Below are 18161 nucleotides of genomic sequence, written 5' to 3' on the forward strand. Positions count from 1 at the left end.
CTTGTCCCGTACGTGGAATTGCAGGAGTCGTAGGGCGTGCCGCATTGCAGCGCAATAGTTTTTGTAACGATTGGGTAAGGTTTAGCGCTAAATTGGTAAAATAATATTACCAAAGGTCACAATTAGCTACGAAGACTTCGTAAGAAGCCCACCTGCTTGGCGTGTGATGCGCCCTTCCAGCTCAAGATTTACCAGCTCGGGCAAAATCTGTTGCGAGCCCAGACCGTGTGACTGGCCAATGTCCCGGATCAACTGATCCTCGGCCAACGGGCACGATCCCAGTCTGGACAGGATCTGACCGTGTAGTTTGGCGGTTTCCGCCAATGTCCTTTTGTCACGAGTTCCGGACTGTTCTGCGGTAGCGGAAGCGTCATTTGCGTGCGATTTCGCGTCAGACGGCGTGACAGTTGTTGCGGGGCCGATGGCCTCAATGACGTCTGCCGCGTTGCGGACCAATGCCGCGCCATCGCGGATTAGCATGTTACAGCCATAGGCGCGGGCATCGAACGGGTGCCCCGGAACCGCTAATACATCCCGCCCCTGATCCAGCGCGTTGCGTGCGGTCAGTAGCGACCCGGATTTCGCGGCGGCCTCGACCACCACTACAGCGCGTGCCAGTCCCGAGATCAGCCTGTTGCGGCGCGGAAAGTGCCGCGCTTGTGGCGTCACACCGGGTGGCATTTCCGAGATACGTAGCCCGTCGTGGGCGATATCTTCGGCCAGATCGGTGTTTTCTTTCGGATAGATCACGTCCACGCCGCCTGCCATGACCGCGATGGTTTTGCCAGATTTCAGCGCCGCTTCGTGGGCCACCGTGTCGATTCCGCGCGCGAGGCCCGAAATGACGGTGAACCCAGCCTCGCCCAATTCCGTTGCCAGTTTGCGGGCCATGCGCGTCCCGATCGATGATGCATTGCGCGCACCAATCAGCGCGACGACGGGGCTGTGCAACAGGGCCTCGTCGCCCATCGCCCAGAAAAATGGGGGCGGGTCTGATATCTCGGATAACAGCGCTGGATAGGCATCGCTGCCCCAGCAGATCATCTTAGCGCCCGCCATTTGTGCCCGGCGATATTCGTCTTCGGCCACTTTTTCAGGGCAGGGGGCATAGTCCTTCACACCCGCGGCCTTTGCGACCTCGGGCAGCGCGTCCAGAGCGGCCTCGGCCGAGCCATGTTCGCCCAGAAGCCTGAAAAAGGTCGACACCCCGACGCGACGCGAACGCAAAAGACGGATCCACGAGACGGCCTCATCCTCTGTCCTGGGTGAGGGAATGGGGTGAAGAGGTTGGAAAAGGTCCTTGGTCATGCGTGATTCCGTCTTTTGCCGGATCAGCATGCAGGGAAATTGGTTAACGGCGGGTGAATCGCCTTAGAATAAGGTGTCCACCCGCGTTTAGTCTGGGAAAAGGCCAGTTAAGCTGCCGAGCCCCCAACCGTCAGCCCACCGATCAACAGCGACGGCTGCCCCACGCCCACGGGTACAGACTGCCCTGCCTTGCCGCAGGTGCCGACACCCGGATCAAGCGCCATGTCATTGCCGATTGCGCGGATTTGCTTCATCGCTTGCGGGCCGTCGCCGATCAGGGTGGCGCCTTTCACCGGCGCGCCGACCTTGCCACCTTCGACGCGGTAGGCCTCGGTGCAGCTGAACACGAACTTGCCGTTGGTGATGTCCACCTGACCGCCGCCGAAACCGACGGCATAGATGCCGTCTTTCAGCTCGCCCAATACCTCTTCCGGAGTGGCGGTACCACCTTCCATAATGGTGTTGGTCATGCGCGGCATGGGCGCGTGTGCATAGCTTTGGCGCCGACCGTTACCGGTGGCGGGTACGCCCATCAAGCGTGCATTCTGGCGGTCCTGCATATAGCCGACCAGCACGCCGTCTTCGATCAGGGTGGTCCGGCCTGAGGGCGTGCCTTCGTCGTCCACGCTGATCGATCCGCGGCGGTCAGGTAGGGTTCCGTCATCAACGACCGTCACGCCTTTGGCCGCCACCTGTTGGCCCACAAGGCCCGAGAAGGCCGAGGTGCCTTTGCGGTTAAAATCACCTTCCAGCCCATGGCCCACGGCCTCGTGCAGCAGGATGCCCGGCCAGCCATTGCCCAGAACCACATCCATCATCCCCGCCGGCGCAGGCACCGCGTCGAGGTTCACCAAGGCAATACGCAACGCCTCGCGCGCGGTGCTTTGCCAGTGTTGCGGGTCCATCAAACCAGTTAGTCCCGCACGTCCACCACCACCCGAAGAGCCGCTTTCTCGCCGCCCATCTTTTTCTACGATGACCGACACATTCAGGCGTGTCATGGGGCGCGTGTCCGACACCAACTGGCCATCGGGGCGCAGGATGTGCACCTCTTGCAGGCTGGCCGCGATGGTCGCCGAGACTTGCACCACCCGTGAATCGAGGTCGCGGGTAAACGCATCAATCTCGCGCAGGGTTTCGACCTTCAGGCCAAAGCCCGCATCTGCCATCGGGTCAGCATCTGTATAGAGCTTTCGGTTGGTGCGGGCAGGGGCATCGGACCATGTGCCGCCGCCATCGCCCACGGCCAAAGCCACGGTCGAGGCCGCACGTTTCAACGCCGCCTCGCTGATCTCGGTCGAATGGGCGTAGCCGGTGGTTTCGCCGTTCACAGCGCGCAAGCCAAAGCCCTCGGACGCATCATAGCTGGCATTGCGCAGGCGTCCGTCATCGAAGACCAGCGCCTCGGACCGCATCCGCTCGAGAAAAAGCTCGCCATCATCAGCACCATGGGTGGTTTGGGCCAGAATCTTCTGTGCCTCATCCTGAGCGATCAGGGTCTCGAACGGGCGAAAGGGGGAGGTGTCGGTCATGAGGGGCCTTTAGTTTGCGCTAAACGCGACGTTGTTCGTTAACTTGCGAAGGTTTTTCCTTGTTCCCAGCTTTCTAATATGGTTTCACACCAATGAGAAACAAGGGATTCCCGTGCCCGTGCGCGGGAGAGGCATGAGCGCGCTGCAGCCTGAACCGGAAATCACCGGTGCCGGGCCGCGCCGCACAGGGAAGAGAAAGACGATTATGATGCGTTTCAGCAGCCTTTTCGCCACTGCAACAGCAATGATGACGGCGGGTGTCGCCACAGCTCAGGAAAATCTTGAGGTGATCGGTAAACCGGTACAAGGCGGCACAGGCTTCCAGCCAGCCGTGACCAGCGTTGCCGAAGCGGCCCAAGGGCTTGATGCAATGATCAATGTGATCATCTTCGGGATTACGATCTTCGTAACTGCTTTGCTGGCCTACGTTATCGTGCGCCACAACCGTCGCGCCAATCCCGAGCCCGCGACCTTCTCGCACCACACGCCAATTGAAATCGCATGGACCCTGATCCCCGTCGTGATCTTGGTCTTCATCGGGGCCTTCTCGCTGCCGGTTCTGTTTCAGCAGCAGGTCATTCCCAAGGGTGACGTTGTGATCAAGGTCACTGGTTATCAGTGGTACTGGGGCTATGAGTATCCCGAGCACGAATTCGGTTTCGACAGCTTCCTGCTGGATAAATCGGCCCTGGAAGAGCACGGCTATGACAAGAGCGACTACCTGCTGGCCACCGACACCGCTGTCGTCGTGCCCACCGGCAAAAAAGTCGTGATGCAGGTAACTGCCGCTGACGTGATTCACTCGTGGACCATCCCGGCCTTCGGTGTGAAGCAGGATGCTGTTCCCGGTCGTCTGGCCGAGCTGTGGTTCGAAGTCGAGCCCGGCAAGGAAGGCATCTATTTCGGCCAGTGTTCAGAGCTGTGCGGCAAAGACCACGCCTATATGCCGATCACTGTGAAAGCCGTGACCGAAGCTGAATACGAAGCTTGGCTGAAAGGCGCGATCGAAGAATACGCAGGCGACGTGACCACGATGCCCGCAATTCAGGTTGCCTCGGCCAACTGATCAGACGGAAGGGGGCAACCCCTTCCCACAGGCCGCCCTTCCGGGGGCGGTTTCTTGCAAATATGACCCTAGCCAGAGCGCCAAAACACAATGACTGACGCCAGCATCCAATCCACCAAGACCGATACCGGCGAAGCCGGATTTGGCGACTATTTCGCGCTGTTGAAGCCGCGCGTCATGTCGCTGGTGGTGTTTACCGCCCTTGTTGGACTGCTGGTCGCGCCGGTTGGCGTTAACCCGGTGGTCGGCCTGGCCTCGATCCTGTTCATCGCCGTGGGCGGAGGTGCCTCGGGCGCCCTGAACATGTGGTGGGACGCTGACATCGACCGCAAGATGAAGCGCACCCTGACCCGTCCGATCCCGTCGGGCAAGGTCGAGGAAGGCGAGGCATTTGCCATCGGCATCACCCTGTCGGTCATGGCCGTCGTGATGCTGGGACTGGCTGCCAACCTGATGGCTGCAGCACTGTTGGCCTTCACCATCTTTTTCTATGTCGTGATCTACACGATGTGGCTGAAGCGCTGGACCCCGCAGAACATCGTGATCGGTGGCGCGGCGGGCGCGTTCCCTCCGATGATCGGCTGGGCAGTTGCCACGGGTGGGATCTCGATCGAAAGCGTTCTGATGTTCGCTTTGACCTTCGCGTGGACACCGCCCCATTTCTGGGCGCTGGCCCTGTTCACCAAAGGTGATTATGCCAATGCAGGCGTGCCGATGCTGACCGTGACACACGGTCGAAAAACCACCCGCAACCATATCCTTGGTTACACATTTGCACTGGCCGCTGTTGCCATCGCGCTGGGCCTGACTTCGGTAGGTGGCCCCACTTATATGGTGATCGCGCTGGTTCTGAACGCCATGTTCATCAAAGGTGCGTGGGACGTGTTCCGCCGCACCGACGCGGACAGCGAAGCTGACAGCCACAAGGCCGAACGCGGTCTGTTCAAACTGTCGCTGGCGTATTTGTTCCTGCACTATGGTGCGCTGCTGGTTGAGGCCTCGCTGAAACCCTTCGGACTGGGGGGCTGGGGCTGATGGCGATCAAGGCAGAACATGAAATGCACAAGCGCCGGTTCAGCCGCAATGTCGGCCTGGGCATTGTGTTGGTGGGCTTTGTTGCCCTTGTCTATGGCCTGACCGTGGCCAAAGTGAGCGAGCTTTATCAGCCGGAAGCTTCGTCGGAGGCCAACCAATGAGCCTTTCGCAGCACCAGATGACGGCAGCCAAGATGGTCGGCGTTGTGGTCCTGATGGGATCGCTTAGTTGGGCCTCGGTTCCGTTCTATGACTGGTTCTGCCGGGTTACAGGCTTTGGCGGCGTCACCGGCGTGGCCGAGAAAGCATCCGATGTGGTGCTGGACCGCAAGGTGCTGGTCCGCTTTGACGCCTCGAAAGAGCGCGGCATGCCGTGGGAGTTCAAGCCCGTCCAGCGCGAAATGGAGATCCGTCTGGGTGAAACTGGTCTTGCTTTCTACGAGGCCTACAACCCGACGGACCGCCCGGTGGCCGGCACCGCCAGCTACAACGTGGCGCCCTTCGCCGCGGGGGGCTTTTTCACCAAGATTGACTGCTTCTGCTTCGAACAGCAGGTGCTGCAACCCGGAGAACGCGTGACCATGCCGGTCACCTTCTACGTGGACCCCGAAATTATCGCGGACGATGAAGGCAAATACGTGAATGCGATCACGTTGTCCTACACGTTCCACGAAACCGAATTGCCGGAAGAGGTCGCTTCGCTTGAAGCACCCCAGACGGTTGTGCAAAACTGACGCCAGAAGAACAGGGACTAGACGCTTATGGCACACGCAAAAAATCACGATTTTCACATTCTGCCGCCCTCGGTAAACCCCTTCTTGGGTGCCGTGGCCGGCTTCGTCATGCTGTTTGGCGCTGTCCAGTGGATGGCCAATGGAACACCTTGGTTGTTCTTCGCCGGTCTGGCTGGCGTTCTCTATGTCATGTTCGCCTGGTGGTCGGACGTTGTGCATGAAGGTCAAACCGGTGACCACACCTCGGTTGTCAAAATCGGCCTGCGCTATGGCGTGATCCTGTTCATCATGTCCGAAGTCATGTTCTTCGTTGCGTGGTTCTGGAGCTTCTTCAAGCACGCCATGTACCCGATGACCGAGGGTTCGCCTAAGATCGACGGCGTATGGCCGCCGGTTGGCATTGAAACCTTCGACCCCTGGCACCTGCCGCTGATCAACACCCTGATCCTGCTGTTGTCGGGCTGTGCCGTAACCTGGGCACACCACGCGATTGCCCATGAAAACAACCGTAAAGATCTGGTTTGGGGTCTGGCTCTGGCCGTGATTCTGGGTGTGATCTTCACCATCTTCCAGGCGTATGAATACAGCCACGCTGCCTTTGACTTCGCTGGCAACATCTATGGCGTGAACTTCTTCATGGCCACTGGCTTCCACGGCTTCCACGTGATTGTCGGCACCATCTTCCTTTTCATCTGCCTGATGCGCGCGATCAAGGGCCACTTCACTCCGGAAAGCCACGTTGGTTTCGAGGCCGCCGCTTGGTACTGGCACTTCGTTGACGTTGTATGGCTGTTCCTGTTCGCAGCTGTTTATATCTGGGGCGGTTGAACCTGACCTGCGATTAGTCCTAATCAAGGGCGCGAGGGGAAACCCTCGCGCCTTTTCTTTTATCGGATCTCTGTTATGCGCCAAGCCATCGCCATCATCCTGTCCCTTGCCGTGCTCGCCTTGTTCATTGGGCTGGGCACGTGGCAGGTGCAGCGTTTGAAATGGAAAGAGGGTGTGCTGGCAGAAATCGACACCCGTATCGCTGCGGACCCGGTATCCCTGCCGGAGGCGCCCGACAGGGCGCGTGATACCTATCTGCCCGTCGTGGTCTCGGGCCAGTTTGGCGAAGGCACTTTGCGTGTGCTGGTATCTACTAAACAGGACGGGGCAGGGTATCGTCTGATCTCACCCTTGCTGACCGATCAGGGCGCGATCCTGATCGACCGGGGCTTCGTCCGTGTGGCGGACGAGATGCCACCCGTGCCTGAAGATCTGGTCCGGATCGAAGGCAACCTGCACTGGCCCGATGACCGTCGCAGTTCGACCCCCGACAATGACGTGGCAGGCAACACGTGGTTCGCACGTGATCTGGACCAGATGGCCGACGAACTTGGTACGCAACCGACCCTTGTGATCGTTCGCCAGATGACTCCGGCCGAGCCGCGCGTGCTGCCGCTTCCCGTCACATCCGAGGGTGTCCCTAACCGACACCTTGAATACGCAGGCACGTGGTTTTTGCTGGCGCTCACATGGTCGGTGATGACACTTGCCCTGCTATGGCGTAAGAAACGCCGAAACACCTGAAGGACTCACTTTCGATGCGCTATATCTCGACCCGCGGCGACGCACCTGTTCTCAGCTTTGAAGACGCCATGCTCACCGGCCTTGCCCGTGACGGCGGCCTTTATGTGCCGGAAACCGTGCCGACCATGTCGGAGGACGAAATCGCCGCGCTGGCTGGCCTGTCTTATGAAGAGATCGCCTTTCGCGTGATGCGCCCCTTCGTGGGCGACACCTTCACCGACGAAGAGTTCAAAGAGATTATCGCCAAGGCCTATGCTGGCTTCGGCCACGACGCCCGCGCGCCGCTGGTGCAGCTGGGCCCGAACCACTTCCTGCTCGAGCTGTTCCACGGCCCGACGCTGGCCTTCAAAGACTTCGCGATGCAGCTGATCGGTCAGCTGTTCCAAGTGGCGCTCAGCCGTCGTGGCGAGAAAGTGACCATCGTCGGCGCGACGTCGGGTGATACCGGGTCTGCCGCGATCGAAGCCTTCAAGGGTCTGGACGCGGTCGACGTGTTCATCCTGTTTCCGCATGGCCGCGTGTCCGAAGTGCAGCGCCGCCAGATGACCACGCCGTCGGAAAGCAATGTGCATGCGCTGGCTATGGATGGTGACTTTGACGATTGCCAAGCCCGCCTGAAAGACATGTTCAACGATTTTGACTTCCGCGATGGTGTGAAGCTGGCAGGCGTGAACTCGATCAACTGGGCGCGGGTTCTGGCGCAGGTGGTATACTACTTCTCGTCCGCCGTGTCGCTGGGCGCCCCGCATCGTGAAGTCAGCTTTACCGTGCCGACCGGCAACTTCGGTGACATTTTTGCGGGCTATATCGCCAAGAAGATGGGCCTGCCCATCGACCAGCTGGTGATCGCGACCAACCAGAACGACATCCTGCACCGCACGATGGAGACCGGCGCCTATACTAAGGCGGGCGTCACGCCGTCGATCAGCCCGTCGATGGATATTCAGGTGTCCTCGAATTTCGAACGCGCGCTGTTTGACGCCTATGGCCGCGACGGTGCGGCTGTGGCTGGTCAGATGGACGACCTGAAAGACGGCGGATTCGCGATCAGCCAAGGTGCGATGGAATACCTGCGTGAACAGTTCACTTCAGGCCGCGCGTCGGAAGACGAAACCATGGCGCAGATCAAAACCAGCTTCGCCACCACGGGCGAAGTCCTGTGCCCGCACTCGGCTGTTGGCGTGAAAGTCGCCAACGAGCATCTGGGCGATAGTCCGATGGTTACGCTGGCCACCGCGCATCCTGCGAAGTTCCCGGCAGCTGTGAAAGATGCCTGTGGCCAAGACGCGCCGCTGCCGCCGCGCATGGCCGACCTGTTTGACCGTGACGAGCGTGTAACCCGCGTGGCCAACGATCTGGACGCGCTGAAGACGCTGATCATGGAACGCACCGGAAAGGCCACTCCTGCATGACGGTGCGTCTGGATCGCCTGTCCAACGGCGTACGCGTCGTGACCGAGCATATGCCGGGGCTGGAAAGCGCCTCTTTGGGGGTGTGGGTCACTGCGGGCGGACGCCATGAGACGCTGGCCCAGAACGGCATCGCGCATTTCCTTGAACACATGGCCTTCAAAGGCACCCAAAAGCGCAACGCGCTTGAGATTGCCGAGGCGATCGAGGATGTGGGCGGCTATATCAACGCCTATACCTCGCGCGAGGTGACGGCCTATTACGTGCGCGTTCTGAAAGGTGACGTGGCGCTTGGGCTCGATGTGATCTCGGACATCGTGCTGAACCCGGTTTTCGACACGAGCGAGATCGAGATCGAACGCGGTGTGATCCTGCAGGAAATCGGGCAGGCGCTGGATACACCCGATGATGTGGTCTTTGACTGGCTGCAGGAAGCAGCCTTCCCGGAACAGCCCATCGGCCGCACCATCCTTGGTCCGTCCGAGCGGGTGAAAGCCTTTGGGCGTGACGACCTGTCTGGCTTTGTCTGTCAACATTACGGCCCGGAACAGCTGATCCTGTCAGCGGCCGGCGCGGTGGACCACGACGAAATCCTGCGCCTTGCCGAAGCTGCTTTCGGAACGCTCGCTCCGCGCCCAGTGTTGATACCTGATGCAGCGCGCTGGACCTCTGGCGCGCGGGTCGAGGTGAACAACACGCTTGAACAGGTGCATTTCACGCTGGGGTTCGAAGCGCCCTCGTACCGCGACGACGGTTTCTATGCGGCACAGCTTTTCAGTTCTGCCTTGGGCGGCGGCATGTCCTCGCGCCTGTTTCAGGAAGTGCGTGAGAAACGCGGGCTGTGCTATTCTATCTTCTCTCAGGTTGGATCCTATGACGACACCGGCATGATGACCGTCTATGCGGGGACCTCGGGCGACGACATTGCCGCCCTGTCGGGCCTCTGCATCGACGAGATGAAGCGCGCCGCGTCCGACATGTCAGATCGTGAACTGGAACGCGCCCGCACGCAGATGAAAGCTGGGCTTCTGATGGGGCTGGAAAGCCCGTCCGCCCGTGCCGAGCGTATGGCGCGTCTGGTTGGGATCTGGGGACATGTACCGACGCTGGCCGACACGATCGAAAAGATTGACGCTGTTACCATGCAAGACCTACGCGATTTCGGTGCGTCCCTGTCGGATAGCGCCATGGCGATGGCGGTCTATGGTCCGGCAGCCAAGGCCGAGCCGTTGGAGGCTCTGATAGAAAGGCGCGCTGCCTGATGTTCGCGCGGCCCAAGAAGGTTCGGATTGAAACCGAACGCATGACCCTGCGCCCGCCCTTGCATGGTGACTATCGCGCATGGGCAGCGCTTCGGGTTGCAAGCCGCGACTTCCTGACACCGTGGGAGCCCACATGGGCCGCGGATCACCTGACCCGTAAAAGTTTCACGAATCGCGTTTATTGGGCCAATCGTTCGGTATCTAGCGGCACTGCGCTTCCACTTTTCATGTTTCGACGTCAGGACGGCGCCCTGCTGGGCGCGCTGACGCTGGACAATATCCGTCGTGGTCCATCGCAAGCTGGCACCACCGGATATTGGGTCGGCGAACGCTTTGCGCGCCAAGGCTATATGCGCGAAGGGCTTGAGGCGCTGGTGCATTACGCGTTCAACGAGCTGGATCTGTCGCGGCTGGAAGCGGGCTGTCTGCCAGAAAACGCCGCCTCGCGCGGGGTGCTGGAAAAGGTCGGCTATAAATACGAAGGCGTGGCGCAAAGCTACCTTCAGATCAACGGGCGCTGGCGCAATCACGTGCTCTATGCCAACCTCAGATCGGACCGGCGCGGGCGCACGCAAGTGGGTTAAGCCGCGCTTGGTAATCTGTCTGAGAACCACAAGAAGGGGCGTGACGTGAGATCTGTCGATGTAGCGATCGAAGCGCAATTGCGCGCGACCCTACCGGAGGCCGCATTCCGTCCCCTGACACCCGCCTATCTGGAAGAGCCGCGCGGGATGTTCCACGGCGCGGGCGGGGTGCTTCTGGCCCCCGGATCTGTGGACGAGGTGTCCACCATCCTGCGCATCTGCAACGATGCCCGCGTGCCCGTCGTGCCCTATGGCGGCGGCACGGGGCTGGTCGGTGGGCAGGTGATGCAAGACGCCCGCTCGGTGATCCTAAGCCTTGAACGCATGACCCGCATCCGCGCCGTCCACCCGACCGAGAACGTTCTGGTCGCCGAGGCTGGGGCCATCTTGGCGGATGTCCAGTCTGCGGCTGAAGATGCAGATCGCCTGTTCCCGCTATCGCTCGCCTCGGAGGGGTCGTGTCGCATTGGCGGATGCCTGTCGACCAATGCGGGCGGAGTGAACGTGCTGCGCTATGGCACCGCGCGCGAGCTGTGTCTGGGGATCGAAGCCGTGCTGCCTGACGGCACCATCCATCACGGGCTAAAGCGGCTACGCAAGGACAACACCGGCTATGACCTGCGCGCACTTCTGTGCGGGGCCGAGGGCACGCTGGGCGTGATCACCGCCGCCAGCCTGCGCTTGTTTGCGCGTCCCGCGCGCACCTCGACCGCGCTTCTCTGCGTGTGTGACCCATCCGCTGCTTTGGACCTTCTGGCGCTGGCGCAATCTCAGTTGGGGCAGGGGATCAGCGCATTTGAGTTGATCAAGGGCACCGGGCTGGAATTTCTCGCCGAGGCCCAGATGGGGGGACCTCAGCCCTTTTCCGAGACGCCCGCATGGTCCGTGCTGATCGACCTTGGCCTCGGCCCAACCGATGACCCAGAGGCCGCGCTTCTAACGCTCTTTGAGGCGGCCCAAGAGGCAGGCTTGGTGTCCGACGGCGTCGTCGCGCAATCCCAATCCCAACGCGCTGCCCTGTGGAAGCTGCGCGAGGAAATTCCCCTAGCGAACAAAGCCGTTGGCGCGATCAGCTCGCATGACATTTCGCTGCCGCTGTCCGATATCCCGGAATTCCTGACGCGCGCGGACGACGCCCTCGCCGCCCTCGGCCCGTATCGCGTAAACGCCTTCGGGCATCTGGGCGACGGAAACTTACACTACAACGTCTTCCCGCCAGCGGGCGAAGACAAAGCCGCCTATCTTCCCCAGCGCGACGCCATTCGCAGCATCGTCTATGATCTGGTGGACGACTACGACGGCTCGTTCAGCGCAGAGCACGGGGTGGGGCGCCTGAAAACGGACGAGCTTGCCCGCTATTCAGATCCCGCCCGCCTTGCCGCCATGCGTGCGATCAAACAAGCGCTGGACCCCAACGAGATCATGAACCCCGGCGTGATCTTTCCAGCCAAATGAGACCTTCACCCCTCCTCTTGCCAGAAATATCTTGGGGGAGCGTCGAAGACGCGGGGGCAAAGCCCCCTCAGGCTCACATCGTGAGCCACCAGCCGCAATGAAAACGCCCCGCCGGGTAAGCGGGGCGTCGCACACTATTCACGTGCTCAAGCAGCGCCCGGGCTCCGACCGGGCAGGGACAGCATTAGAGCTTAATGGTTAATCGAGGGTTCACAGCCCTTCGAATTCGCACAAAACATCGACGCCCATACCAAGCTCTTCCAGTTTTTTGCGCCCGCCCAGTTCCGGCAAGTCGACGATGAAGGAACAGCCCACGATCTCGCCGCCCAAGCGTTCGATCAATTTGATCCCGGCCTCGGCCGTGCCGCCAGTGGCCAGCAAATCGTCGACAAGCAGAACCTTCTCGCCCGGCTGAATGGCATCGTCATGGATCTCCATCACGGCCTCGCCATATTCCAGTGTATAGCTCTCGGATAGGGTGGCGCCGGGCAGCTTGCCCTTCTTGCGGATCGGCACAAACCCCAGCGTCAGCTGGTGCGCAATCGCGCCGCCCAGAATAAAGCCGCGCGCCTCAAGTCCGACGACCTTGTCGATCTGCATGCCCGCATAGGGGTGCAGCATCTGGTCCACCGCCATGCGAAACCCGCGCGGATCGGCGAACAGGGTGGTCACATCGCGAAACAGGATCCCTTCATGCGGGAAGTCCACGATGGTGCGGATATAGTCTTTGACGGATTTCATGTTTTCCCCTCGGTGATCAGACGCATAGTGGCCTCAAGCGGCCCGCGTCTGAACTTATGCGACAACAGCCAACTGAACAACGCGGCAAATGCGCAATAGGCGATCGAGATCCAGAAAATCTGCATCGGATGCAGCGAACCGTCCAGCCAAACCAAAGCCTCGAGTGTGCCCATGCCGATCAGGATATGCGCGACATAGTGTGTTAGTGTTTGACGCCCAGCCACGATCATCGCGTCGCAAAGGCGGCGGATCAGGGGCAGCGCCAGCAACACCGGCGTGATCAGCAACACAGCGCCCAGAACTGCGGCGGTCGTGGCCCCGCCCGCCAGCATATATAGCGGCCCCGCTGGAACCGGCTCGGTGCTCATCAACGCGCCAATTTCGGGGTCGCTGATCAGGGTGGCGCTGGCCTTCTGAGCTGCTACTGCCACCAGTGCGCCGCCCAGCACCATTCCGGTCTGCACGGTCCAACGTCCCAGCGACAGGCGCCCCAACCACATGCCCCACAGTAGAAACGCCGCCCAAGGAAAGACCGGATGCCAGCCGTTGTACAGGGAATGACGCAAGAAGCCCTCGATGGTCCAGAAATCGGCATAGCTAAGCGTGGTCCAGTTCCAACCTCGGTCGAAATCCAGCACCAGCTGCGCCACAAAACCCGCAAGAATAAAACCGGCGACACCCAGCAACAGGCTGTTGTCTGACCTGCGCATGAGCGCCATCGAAACGACGAAATAGAGCGCATAGAAATGCAGGATGTCGGCGTCGAAAATCAGCATATTCAACATGCCGACGACAAACAGGAAGATGGCGCGGCGCAGTGTTAGATGCCATGCAGGCTTCCCAAGGCTGGCACCGACACCTGCCAGCACGACAAACAAGGCGGCTGCGCGGCCTTCTAAGGTGTCGGTGATCAGCGATCCGACATCCGATCCCCCGCTGACCTCTGCAGCCAATCGGAAGTTCACCAGAACCATGCCGGCAAATGCCAAGTATCGGGCAAGATCGGCGCCGTGTAGACGACTCACAATACTCGCCCTGCCACCGCGTCCAGCTTGGCCAGAAGTGCAAGGTCACGCTTTTCCGGGGCGGTCATGATGGCCATGTCCAGCGCGCGGTCGCAGCCATGCGGGCAGGGGGTACGCTCTGCGCCCAGAAGCGCAGGCAGCCCCGCAACCATTCGTTTGGCCTTGTCGCCATTACCCGTCAGCGTGGCGATCACTTGCGCCACGTCGACCTCGTCATGGTCCGGATGCCAGCAATCGAAATCCGTCACCATCGCGACCGAGGCGTAACAGAGCTCGGCCTCGCGGGCGAGCTTTGCCTCGGGCATGTTGGTCATGCCGATCACATGCGCCCCCCATTGGTCGCGATACATCCGGCTTTCCGCCAGCGTCGAGAACTGAGGCCCCTCCATCGCCAGATACGTCCCGCCCTCGTGTACGGTGACACCGGCCGCGCGGGCAGCGTCAGCACAGGCAGCGGACAGTCGCGGGCAGGTAGGATGGGCAAAGCCCACGTGCGCAACACAGCCCGAGCCAAAGAAGCTTTTCGATCGCGCGAAGGTCCGGTCAATGAATTGATCTACAATGACAAAATCACCCGGAGCCATCTCTTCTCGGAACGACCCACAGGCCGACACGCTTATCACGTCCGTGACGCCCAGCCGCTTCAGCGCGTCGATGTTGGCGCGATAGGGCACGTCCGAGGGGCTATGCACGTGCCCCCGCCCGTGGCGCGGCAGAAAGGACATGGTGACGCCGTCCAGCTGACCGGTCAGGATCTGGTCGGACGGTGCACCCCACGGGCTGTCGACATCCACCCAACGCGCGTTTTCCAGCCCGTCCATCTGATAGATGCCCGACCCACCGATGATCCCGATATGTGTGTCCATGCCTGCCTCCTATTCTGCTTTGGCCGCAGCCTATCGCGCGCGTTGCTGCCATGCCATGCAATTGTTGCTGGACCGTAAGTCATCTGAGGCATTGCCCGAAGCGGCCGAAGCCGTTAGACAGCCCCATCGCGAACAATCCCCAGAACGAGGTAATCCCCGTGGCCCGAGCCCTGCTGGCAAGCTTTGCCAATCGTATCGAACGCCCTGATCTACGCTTGTCGCCGAATGACGAGCTGACGCCGTCCCGCATCAAGACCGAGCTTCTGTCGGGGCTGACCGTCGCCCTAGCCCTGGTGCCCGAGGCCGTGGCCTTCGCTTTTGTCGCAGGTGTGCACCCGCTTGTGGGTCTCTATGCAGCTTTTATGGTCGGTCTGATTACCGCTGTGATCGGTGGACGTCCCGGCATGATTTCGGGTGCAACCGGTGCGCTGGCCGTTGTGATGGTGGCTTTGGTCGCCGAGCACGGAGTCGAGTATCTGTTCGCGACCGTTGTTCTTATGGGTCTTTTGCAGGTCTTTGCCGGTGTCATGCACTGGGGCAAGTTCATCAGATTGGTGCCGCACCCAGTCATGCTAGGCTTTGTGAACGGCCTGGCGATCGTTATTTTCCTGGCCCAGATGACCCAGTTCAAAGAGCCGGGCAATACCGACGCGTGGCTGTCTGGCATGTCGCTTTACATGATGTTGGGCCTTGTGGGCCTGACCATGCTGATCATCTGGGGCCTGCCAAAGCTGACCTCGATCATCCCTGCGCCGCTGGCCGGGATCGGTGTCGTGGCAGGGCTTGTGATTGCCTTTGGGATTGATGTGCCGACCGTTGGCGACATGGCCTCGATCAAGGGCGGACTGCCCAGCTTCCACAATCCGTTTGGCACGGGTGAGGGGCTGTATGGTACTGCGCTGGCGCCATTCACGCTGGAAACGCTTTGGATCATCCTGCCTTACGCCGTGATCCTGGCCGCGATTGGCCTAATTGAAAGCCTGTTGACCCTGAACCTTGTGGGCGAAATGACCGGTCAACGTGGTGGTGCTTCGCAGGAATGTATCGCGCAAGGCACCTCGAATGTGATCACCGGATTCTTCGGCGGCATGGGTGGTTGTGCCATGATCGGGCAGTCGATGATCAACGTGCGCTCGGGCGGCCGGACGCGCATCGCCGGGATCGCCGCTGCGATTTTCCTACTGCTCTTCATCGTTGTGGCGTCGAGTTGGATCGAGATGATCCCGTTGGCGGCCCTTGTCGGCGTCATGTTCATGGTGGTGATTGGTACGTTCGCCTGGAACTCGTTGAAGATCCTGCGCCGCGTACCGCGCACGGATGCGTTCGTCATCCTGTTGGTGACTGCTGTGACTGTCTATGAAGACCTTGCCGTCGCCGTTGTGGTGGGCGTGATCGTGTCGGCGCTGGCCTATGCTTGGAACGCCGCCGCCCGTATCCACGCGGTGACCCGTGAAGAAGACGGGGGCAAGGTCTATGACGTGGAAGGCCCGCTGTTCTTTGGCTCGGCCGATGGCTTTATCGAGCTGTTTGACGTCAAGAATGATCCTGACCTTGTCGTGATCGAATTTGCCCGTTCGCGCGTGGTGGACCAATCGGCCCTGCAGGCGATCGAGGCGGTGGCACTGAAATACGAAGCACTGGGCAAGAAAGTTCAACTGCGTCACCTGAGCCGCGATTGTCACGACTTGCTGACCAAGGCCGGCCACTTGGTGGTCGATAGCGACGATGATCCCGATTACGAGGTCGCCGTGGATTATTCGGTCAAGACCGGCATCCTTGGTGGACACTAATGAATAAAGGCGCCTTCGGGCGCCTTTATGATGTTGGACGTACCGGCGTCACTCTTCGGGGCGTTTCAGGGTGAACCTGTCGCGCACGACGGAATAATCGCGATACCCCAGCCGGGCTAAGGGGCGCGCGCGGGTGATGTCGAACATCCCGTCGACGATGCAGTCATCCCGCATATGGATCCCAGTCACCTCGCCGAAACAGACGTAATTGGCTTCGCCCGGCAGCTGCGTGATCTGCGTCAGCTTGCATTCAAGTGCGGCAGGGGCGGCGGGTAGGCGAGCGGCATCAATTGTCTCGCACGCCACCTGTTCCAATCCTGCTTCATCGATCTCGTTCACGTCGCGCCCGAAGCTGGCGGCGCTGATATTCATCGCGTCTGTCAGGTCCTCTGACACCATATGCACGCAAAACACGCCCGTTTGGCGAATGTTGTCCAGTGTATCTTTGCCCATTTGCCGATCCGCCTTGCCCGAAGTCGTGGCGAACATCACTTGCGGCGGATCGTAGGCGACCCCATTGAAGAAGGAATAGGGGGCAAGGTTATCGCGACCGTCGGCATCTCTTGTGGTGATCCACGCAATCGGGCGCGGGACGATCAAGGCGTTGAACGGATTATGGGGCAGCCCGTGCCCGTTTTCGGGTTGATAGAACACTGGCTTATCCCTTCCGTTTCATAGCCTTGCCGTGATAGCAGGAACGTAAAGAGAAGCCAAAGGCAACACGAGGGCGGGCAGCTGTATCATCTGTCTCAGGAAACGCAGGAAGATTGGTGGGAGGTCGAAGCCCTTTACGACCTGTGCTTTGCGCCAGGGCGCGAGGCGCTGTCATCCTATCGTCTGCGCGATGATGTGCCGCCTATTCCAGAGCTGACCATGGTTGCGCGTGACGCGGACGGTGTTCTGGCCGGGGCGATCCGCTACTGGCCCATCGCCATTGTCGGAGAGCACACGCACAAAGCGCTTCTACTGGGGCCGGTGGCCGTGCACCCGACCCGTCAGGGCGAAGGGCTGGGCGGTCATCTGATCCGTCAAAGCCTTGGCCGCGCGGCCGAACTGGGTTGGGATCGTGTGATGCTGGTTGGGGATGCGCCTTACTATCAGCGGTTCGGATTTACGCGATTAGAGGGGGTGGTCATGCCGCCGCCCACCAACCCTGACCGGGTTCTCGCCTATGATCAGGACTGTAGGGCGTGGCGTGGTGTGGCGGGTGATGTTCGCAGGTTTGACGACGCCTAGCACTCTGCAGGATAAACCTTAGCGAAAGGTCGGTTGGTTCCGACGCACCGATGTGAATACACAGAATGTTGCGGGTCGGGCTTGCGCACCGATGGTTTGCCGCGTCATGCGTTCCAGCCTTTGTTGCCAATACGGGGACTTACGGTTCTGCAAAAGCGGATGCCATACCCGCTGGGTACGTGTGCCGCGCGACCGATCCAGTTTCCACTGACGTGATGGAGCAGGGAGCTTGGGTGCTGTGAGGGTCAGGACACCCATCCCGATGACTGCAAAACCCGCAAAAACTGCATAGGCCATGAAGGCCGCAACTGGACCAAACCCCTGCGAGAACGCCGTTACGGCAGCGATTGAGCCGGTGAATACACCGGTGACGAGTACACGAAACAGCATGGGCCTCTCCTTTTGCGGGTCGGTCGGGGCAATGCGCCGGACGCCAACCGCAGCTTGGTCTTCCAATATGCGTGCGGTTCGGCAGTTCCCGGTCATCGGGATGTCAAAACGCTCGCGTCGCTGTTCCACGATTGTTCTAATTGTCTGAAGATTTTCC

At 60.5% G+C, this 18161-nt stretch carries 19 protein-coding genes; 12 read left to right on the forward strand and 7 right to left on the reverse strand.

The features are described from left to right. Nucleotides 1-126: 126 nt before the first annotated feature. Together dprA and tldD are read right to left on the reverse strand one after the other, a co-directional pair. Nucleotides 127-1308: a DNA-processing protein DprA gene (gene dprA, locus MWU53_RS01125; RefSeq protein ID WP_247089512.1), complete on the reverse strand. Its 1182-nt coding sequence runs from the start codon at nt 1306-1308 to the stop codon at nt 127-129. Nucleotides 1309-1415: 107 nt separating this feature from the next. Then, a complete protein-coding gene (tldD, locus tag MWU53_RS01130) occupies nt 1416-2840 on the reverse strand; it encodes a metalloprotease TldD (protein WP_247089514.1) in 1425 nt (474 codons plus the stop codon). A gap of 208 nt (nt 2841-3048) precedes the next feature. Here tldD and coxB point away from each other — a divergent pair, with 208 nt between their 5' ends. The 10 genes from coxB to MWU53_RS01180 all read left to right on the forward strand — a co-directional run bounded on the left by coxB (nt 3049) and on the right by MWU53_RS01180 (nt 11956). Continuing rightward, entirely contained in the window at nt 3049-3906 is an 858-nt protein-coding gene (gene coxB / locus MWU53_RS01135) for a cytochrome c oxidase subunit II (RefSeq protein ID WP_247089516.1), read from the forward strand. A 90-nt stretch (nt 3907-3996) separates the two neighbouring features. Further along, a complete protein-coding gene (cyoE, locus tag MWU53_RS01140) occupies nt 3997-4941 on the forward strand; it encodes a heme o synthase (RefSeq protein WP_247089518.1) in 945 nt (314 codons plus the stop codon). Then, nucleotides 4941-5102, forward strand: a complete 162-nt coding sequence (locus MWU53_RS01145) for a hypothetical protein (RefSeq protein ID WP_247089520.1) — start codon at nt 4941-4943, stop codon at nt 5100-5102. The genes cyoE and MWU53_RS01145 overlap by 1 nt, the downstream gene beginning before the upstream one ends. Beyond that, complete coding sequence (locus tag MWU53_RS01150; protein WP_247089522.1) at nt 5099-5674, forward strand: cytochrome c oxidase assembly protein; 576 nt, start codon at nt 5099-5101, stop codon at nt 5672-5674. Before MWU53_RS01145 ends, MWU53_RS01150 begins: the two co-directional genes overlap by 4 nt. A gap of 27 nt (nt 5675-5701) precedes the next feature. Beyond that, a complete protein-coding gene (locus MWU53_RS01155; RefSeq protein ID WP_247089524.1) occupies nt 5702-6502 on the forward strand; it encodes a cytochrome c oxidase subunit 3 in 801 nt (266 codons plus the stop codon). A 75-nt stretch (nt 6503-6577) separates the two neighbouring features. Continuing rightward, a complete protein-coding gene (locus MWU53_RS01160) occupies nt 6578-7246 on the forward strand; it encodes an SURF1 family protein (protein WP_247089526.1) in 669 nt (222 codons plus the stop codon). Between the two features lie 14 nt (nt 7247-7260). Further along, entirely contained in the window at nt 7261-8658 is a 1398-nt protein-coding gene (thrC, locus tag MWU53_RS01165) for a threonine synthase (RefSeq protein WP_247089528.1), read from the forward strand. Then, nucleotides 8655-9917, forward strand: coding sequence for a pitrilysin family protein (locus MWU53_RS01170; protein WP_247089531.1), 1263 nt, complete (start codon nt 8655-8657; stop codon nt 9915-9917). Before thrC ends, MWU53_RS01170 begins: the two co-directional genes overlap by 4 nt. Further along, nucleotides 9917-10501, forward strand: a complete 585-nt coding sequence (locus MWU53_RS01175; RefSeq protein WP_247089533.1) for a GNAT family protein — start codon at nt 9917-9919, stop codon at nt 10499-10501. The genes MWU53_RS01170 and MWU53_RS01175 overlap by 1 nt, the downstream gene beginning before the upstream one ends. A 45-nt stretch (nt 10502-10546) precedes the next feature. Further along, nucleotides 10547-11956, forward strand: a complete 1410-nt coding sequence (locus tag MWU53_RS01180) for an FAD-binding oxidoreductase (RefSeq protein WP_247089535.1) — start codon at nt 10547-10549, stop codon at nt 11954-11956. A 210-nt stretch (nt 11957-12166) separates the two neighbouring features. Here the strand turns inward: MWU53_RS01180 and MWU53_RS01185 are convergent, their stop codons facing one another. The 3 genes from MWU53_RS01185 to MWU53_RS01195 are packed head-to-tail and all read right to left on the reverse strand — an operon-like array spanning nt 12167 to nt 14588. After that, nucleotides 12167-12697 carry an adenine phosphoribosyltransferase gene (locus MWU53_RS01185; protein WP_247089537.1) on the reverse strand — a complete coding sequence of 177 codons (531 nt, stop codon included), beginning with the start codon at nt 12695-12697 and terminating at the stop codon, nt 12167-12169. Further along, nucleotides 12694-13722: a heparan-alpha-glucosaminide N-acetyltransferase domain-containing protein gene (locus MWU53_RS15975; RefSeq protein ID WP_247089539.1), complete on the reverse strand. Its 1029-nt coding sequence runs from the start codon at nt 13720-13722 to the stop codon at nt 12694-12696. The genes MWU53_RS01185 and MWU53_RS15975 overlap by 4 nt, the downstream gene beginning before the upstream one ends. Then, nucleotides 13719-14588 (reverse strand): S-methyl-5'-thioadenosine phosphorylase, encoded by an 870-nt coding sequence (locus tag MWU53_RS01195; RefSeq protein ID WP_247089541.1) that lies wholly within the window; start codon nt 14586-14588, stop codon nt 13719-13721. The genes MWU53_RS15975 and MWU53_RS01195 overlap by 4 nt, the downstream gene beginning before the upstream one ends. Before the next feature lie 158 nt (nt 14589-14746). Here MWU53_RS01195 and MWU53_RS01200 point away from each other — a divergent pair, with 158 nt between their 5' ends. Continuing rightward, nucleotides 14747-16378, forward strand: coding sequence for a SulP family inorganic anion transporter (locus MWU53_RS01200; RefSeq protein ID WP_247089543.1), 1632 nt, complete (start codon nt 14747-14749; stop codon nt 16376-16378). 48 nt (nt 16379-16426) lie between these two features. Here MWU53_RS01200 and MWU53_RS01205 read toward each other — a convergent pair whose 3' ends face one another. Then, nucleotides 16427-17032, reverse strand: coding sequence for a flavin reductase family protein (locus tag MWU53_RS01205; protein WP_247089545.1), 606 nt, complete (start codon nt 17030-17032; stop codon nt 16427-16429). A gap of 81 nt (nt 17033-17113) precedes the next feature. Between MWU53_RS01205 and MWU53_RS01210 the strand changes: the two genes are divergently transcribed. Then, nucleotides 17114-17614, forward strand: coding sequence for an N-acetyltransferase (locus MWU53_RS01210; RefSeq protein WP_247090496.1), 501 nt, complete (start codon nt 17114-17116; stop codon nt 17612-17614). An 18-nt stretch (nt 17615-17632) separates the two neighbouring features. Here the strand turns inward: MWU53_RS01210 and MWU53_RS01215 are convergent, their stop codons facing one another. Continuing rightward, nucleotides 17633-18004 carry a hypothetical protein gene (locus tag MWU53_RS01215; protein ID WP_247089547.1) on the reverse strand — a complete coding sequence of 124 codons (372 nt, stop codon included), beginning with the start codon at nt 18002-18004 and terminating at the stop codon, nt 17633-17635. Nucleotides 18005-18161 lie beyond the last annotated feature (157 nt).

Source organism: Aliiroseovarius sp. S1123 (assembly GCF_023015885.1).
GTDB lineage: Bacteria > Pseudomonadota > Alphaproteobacteria > Rhodobacterales > Rhodobacteraceae > Aliiroseovarius.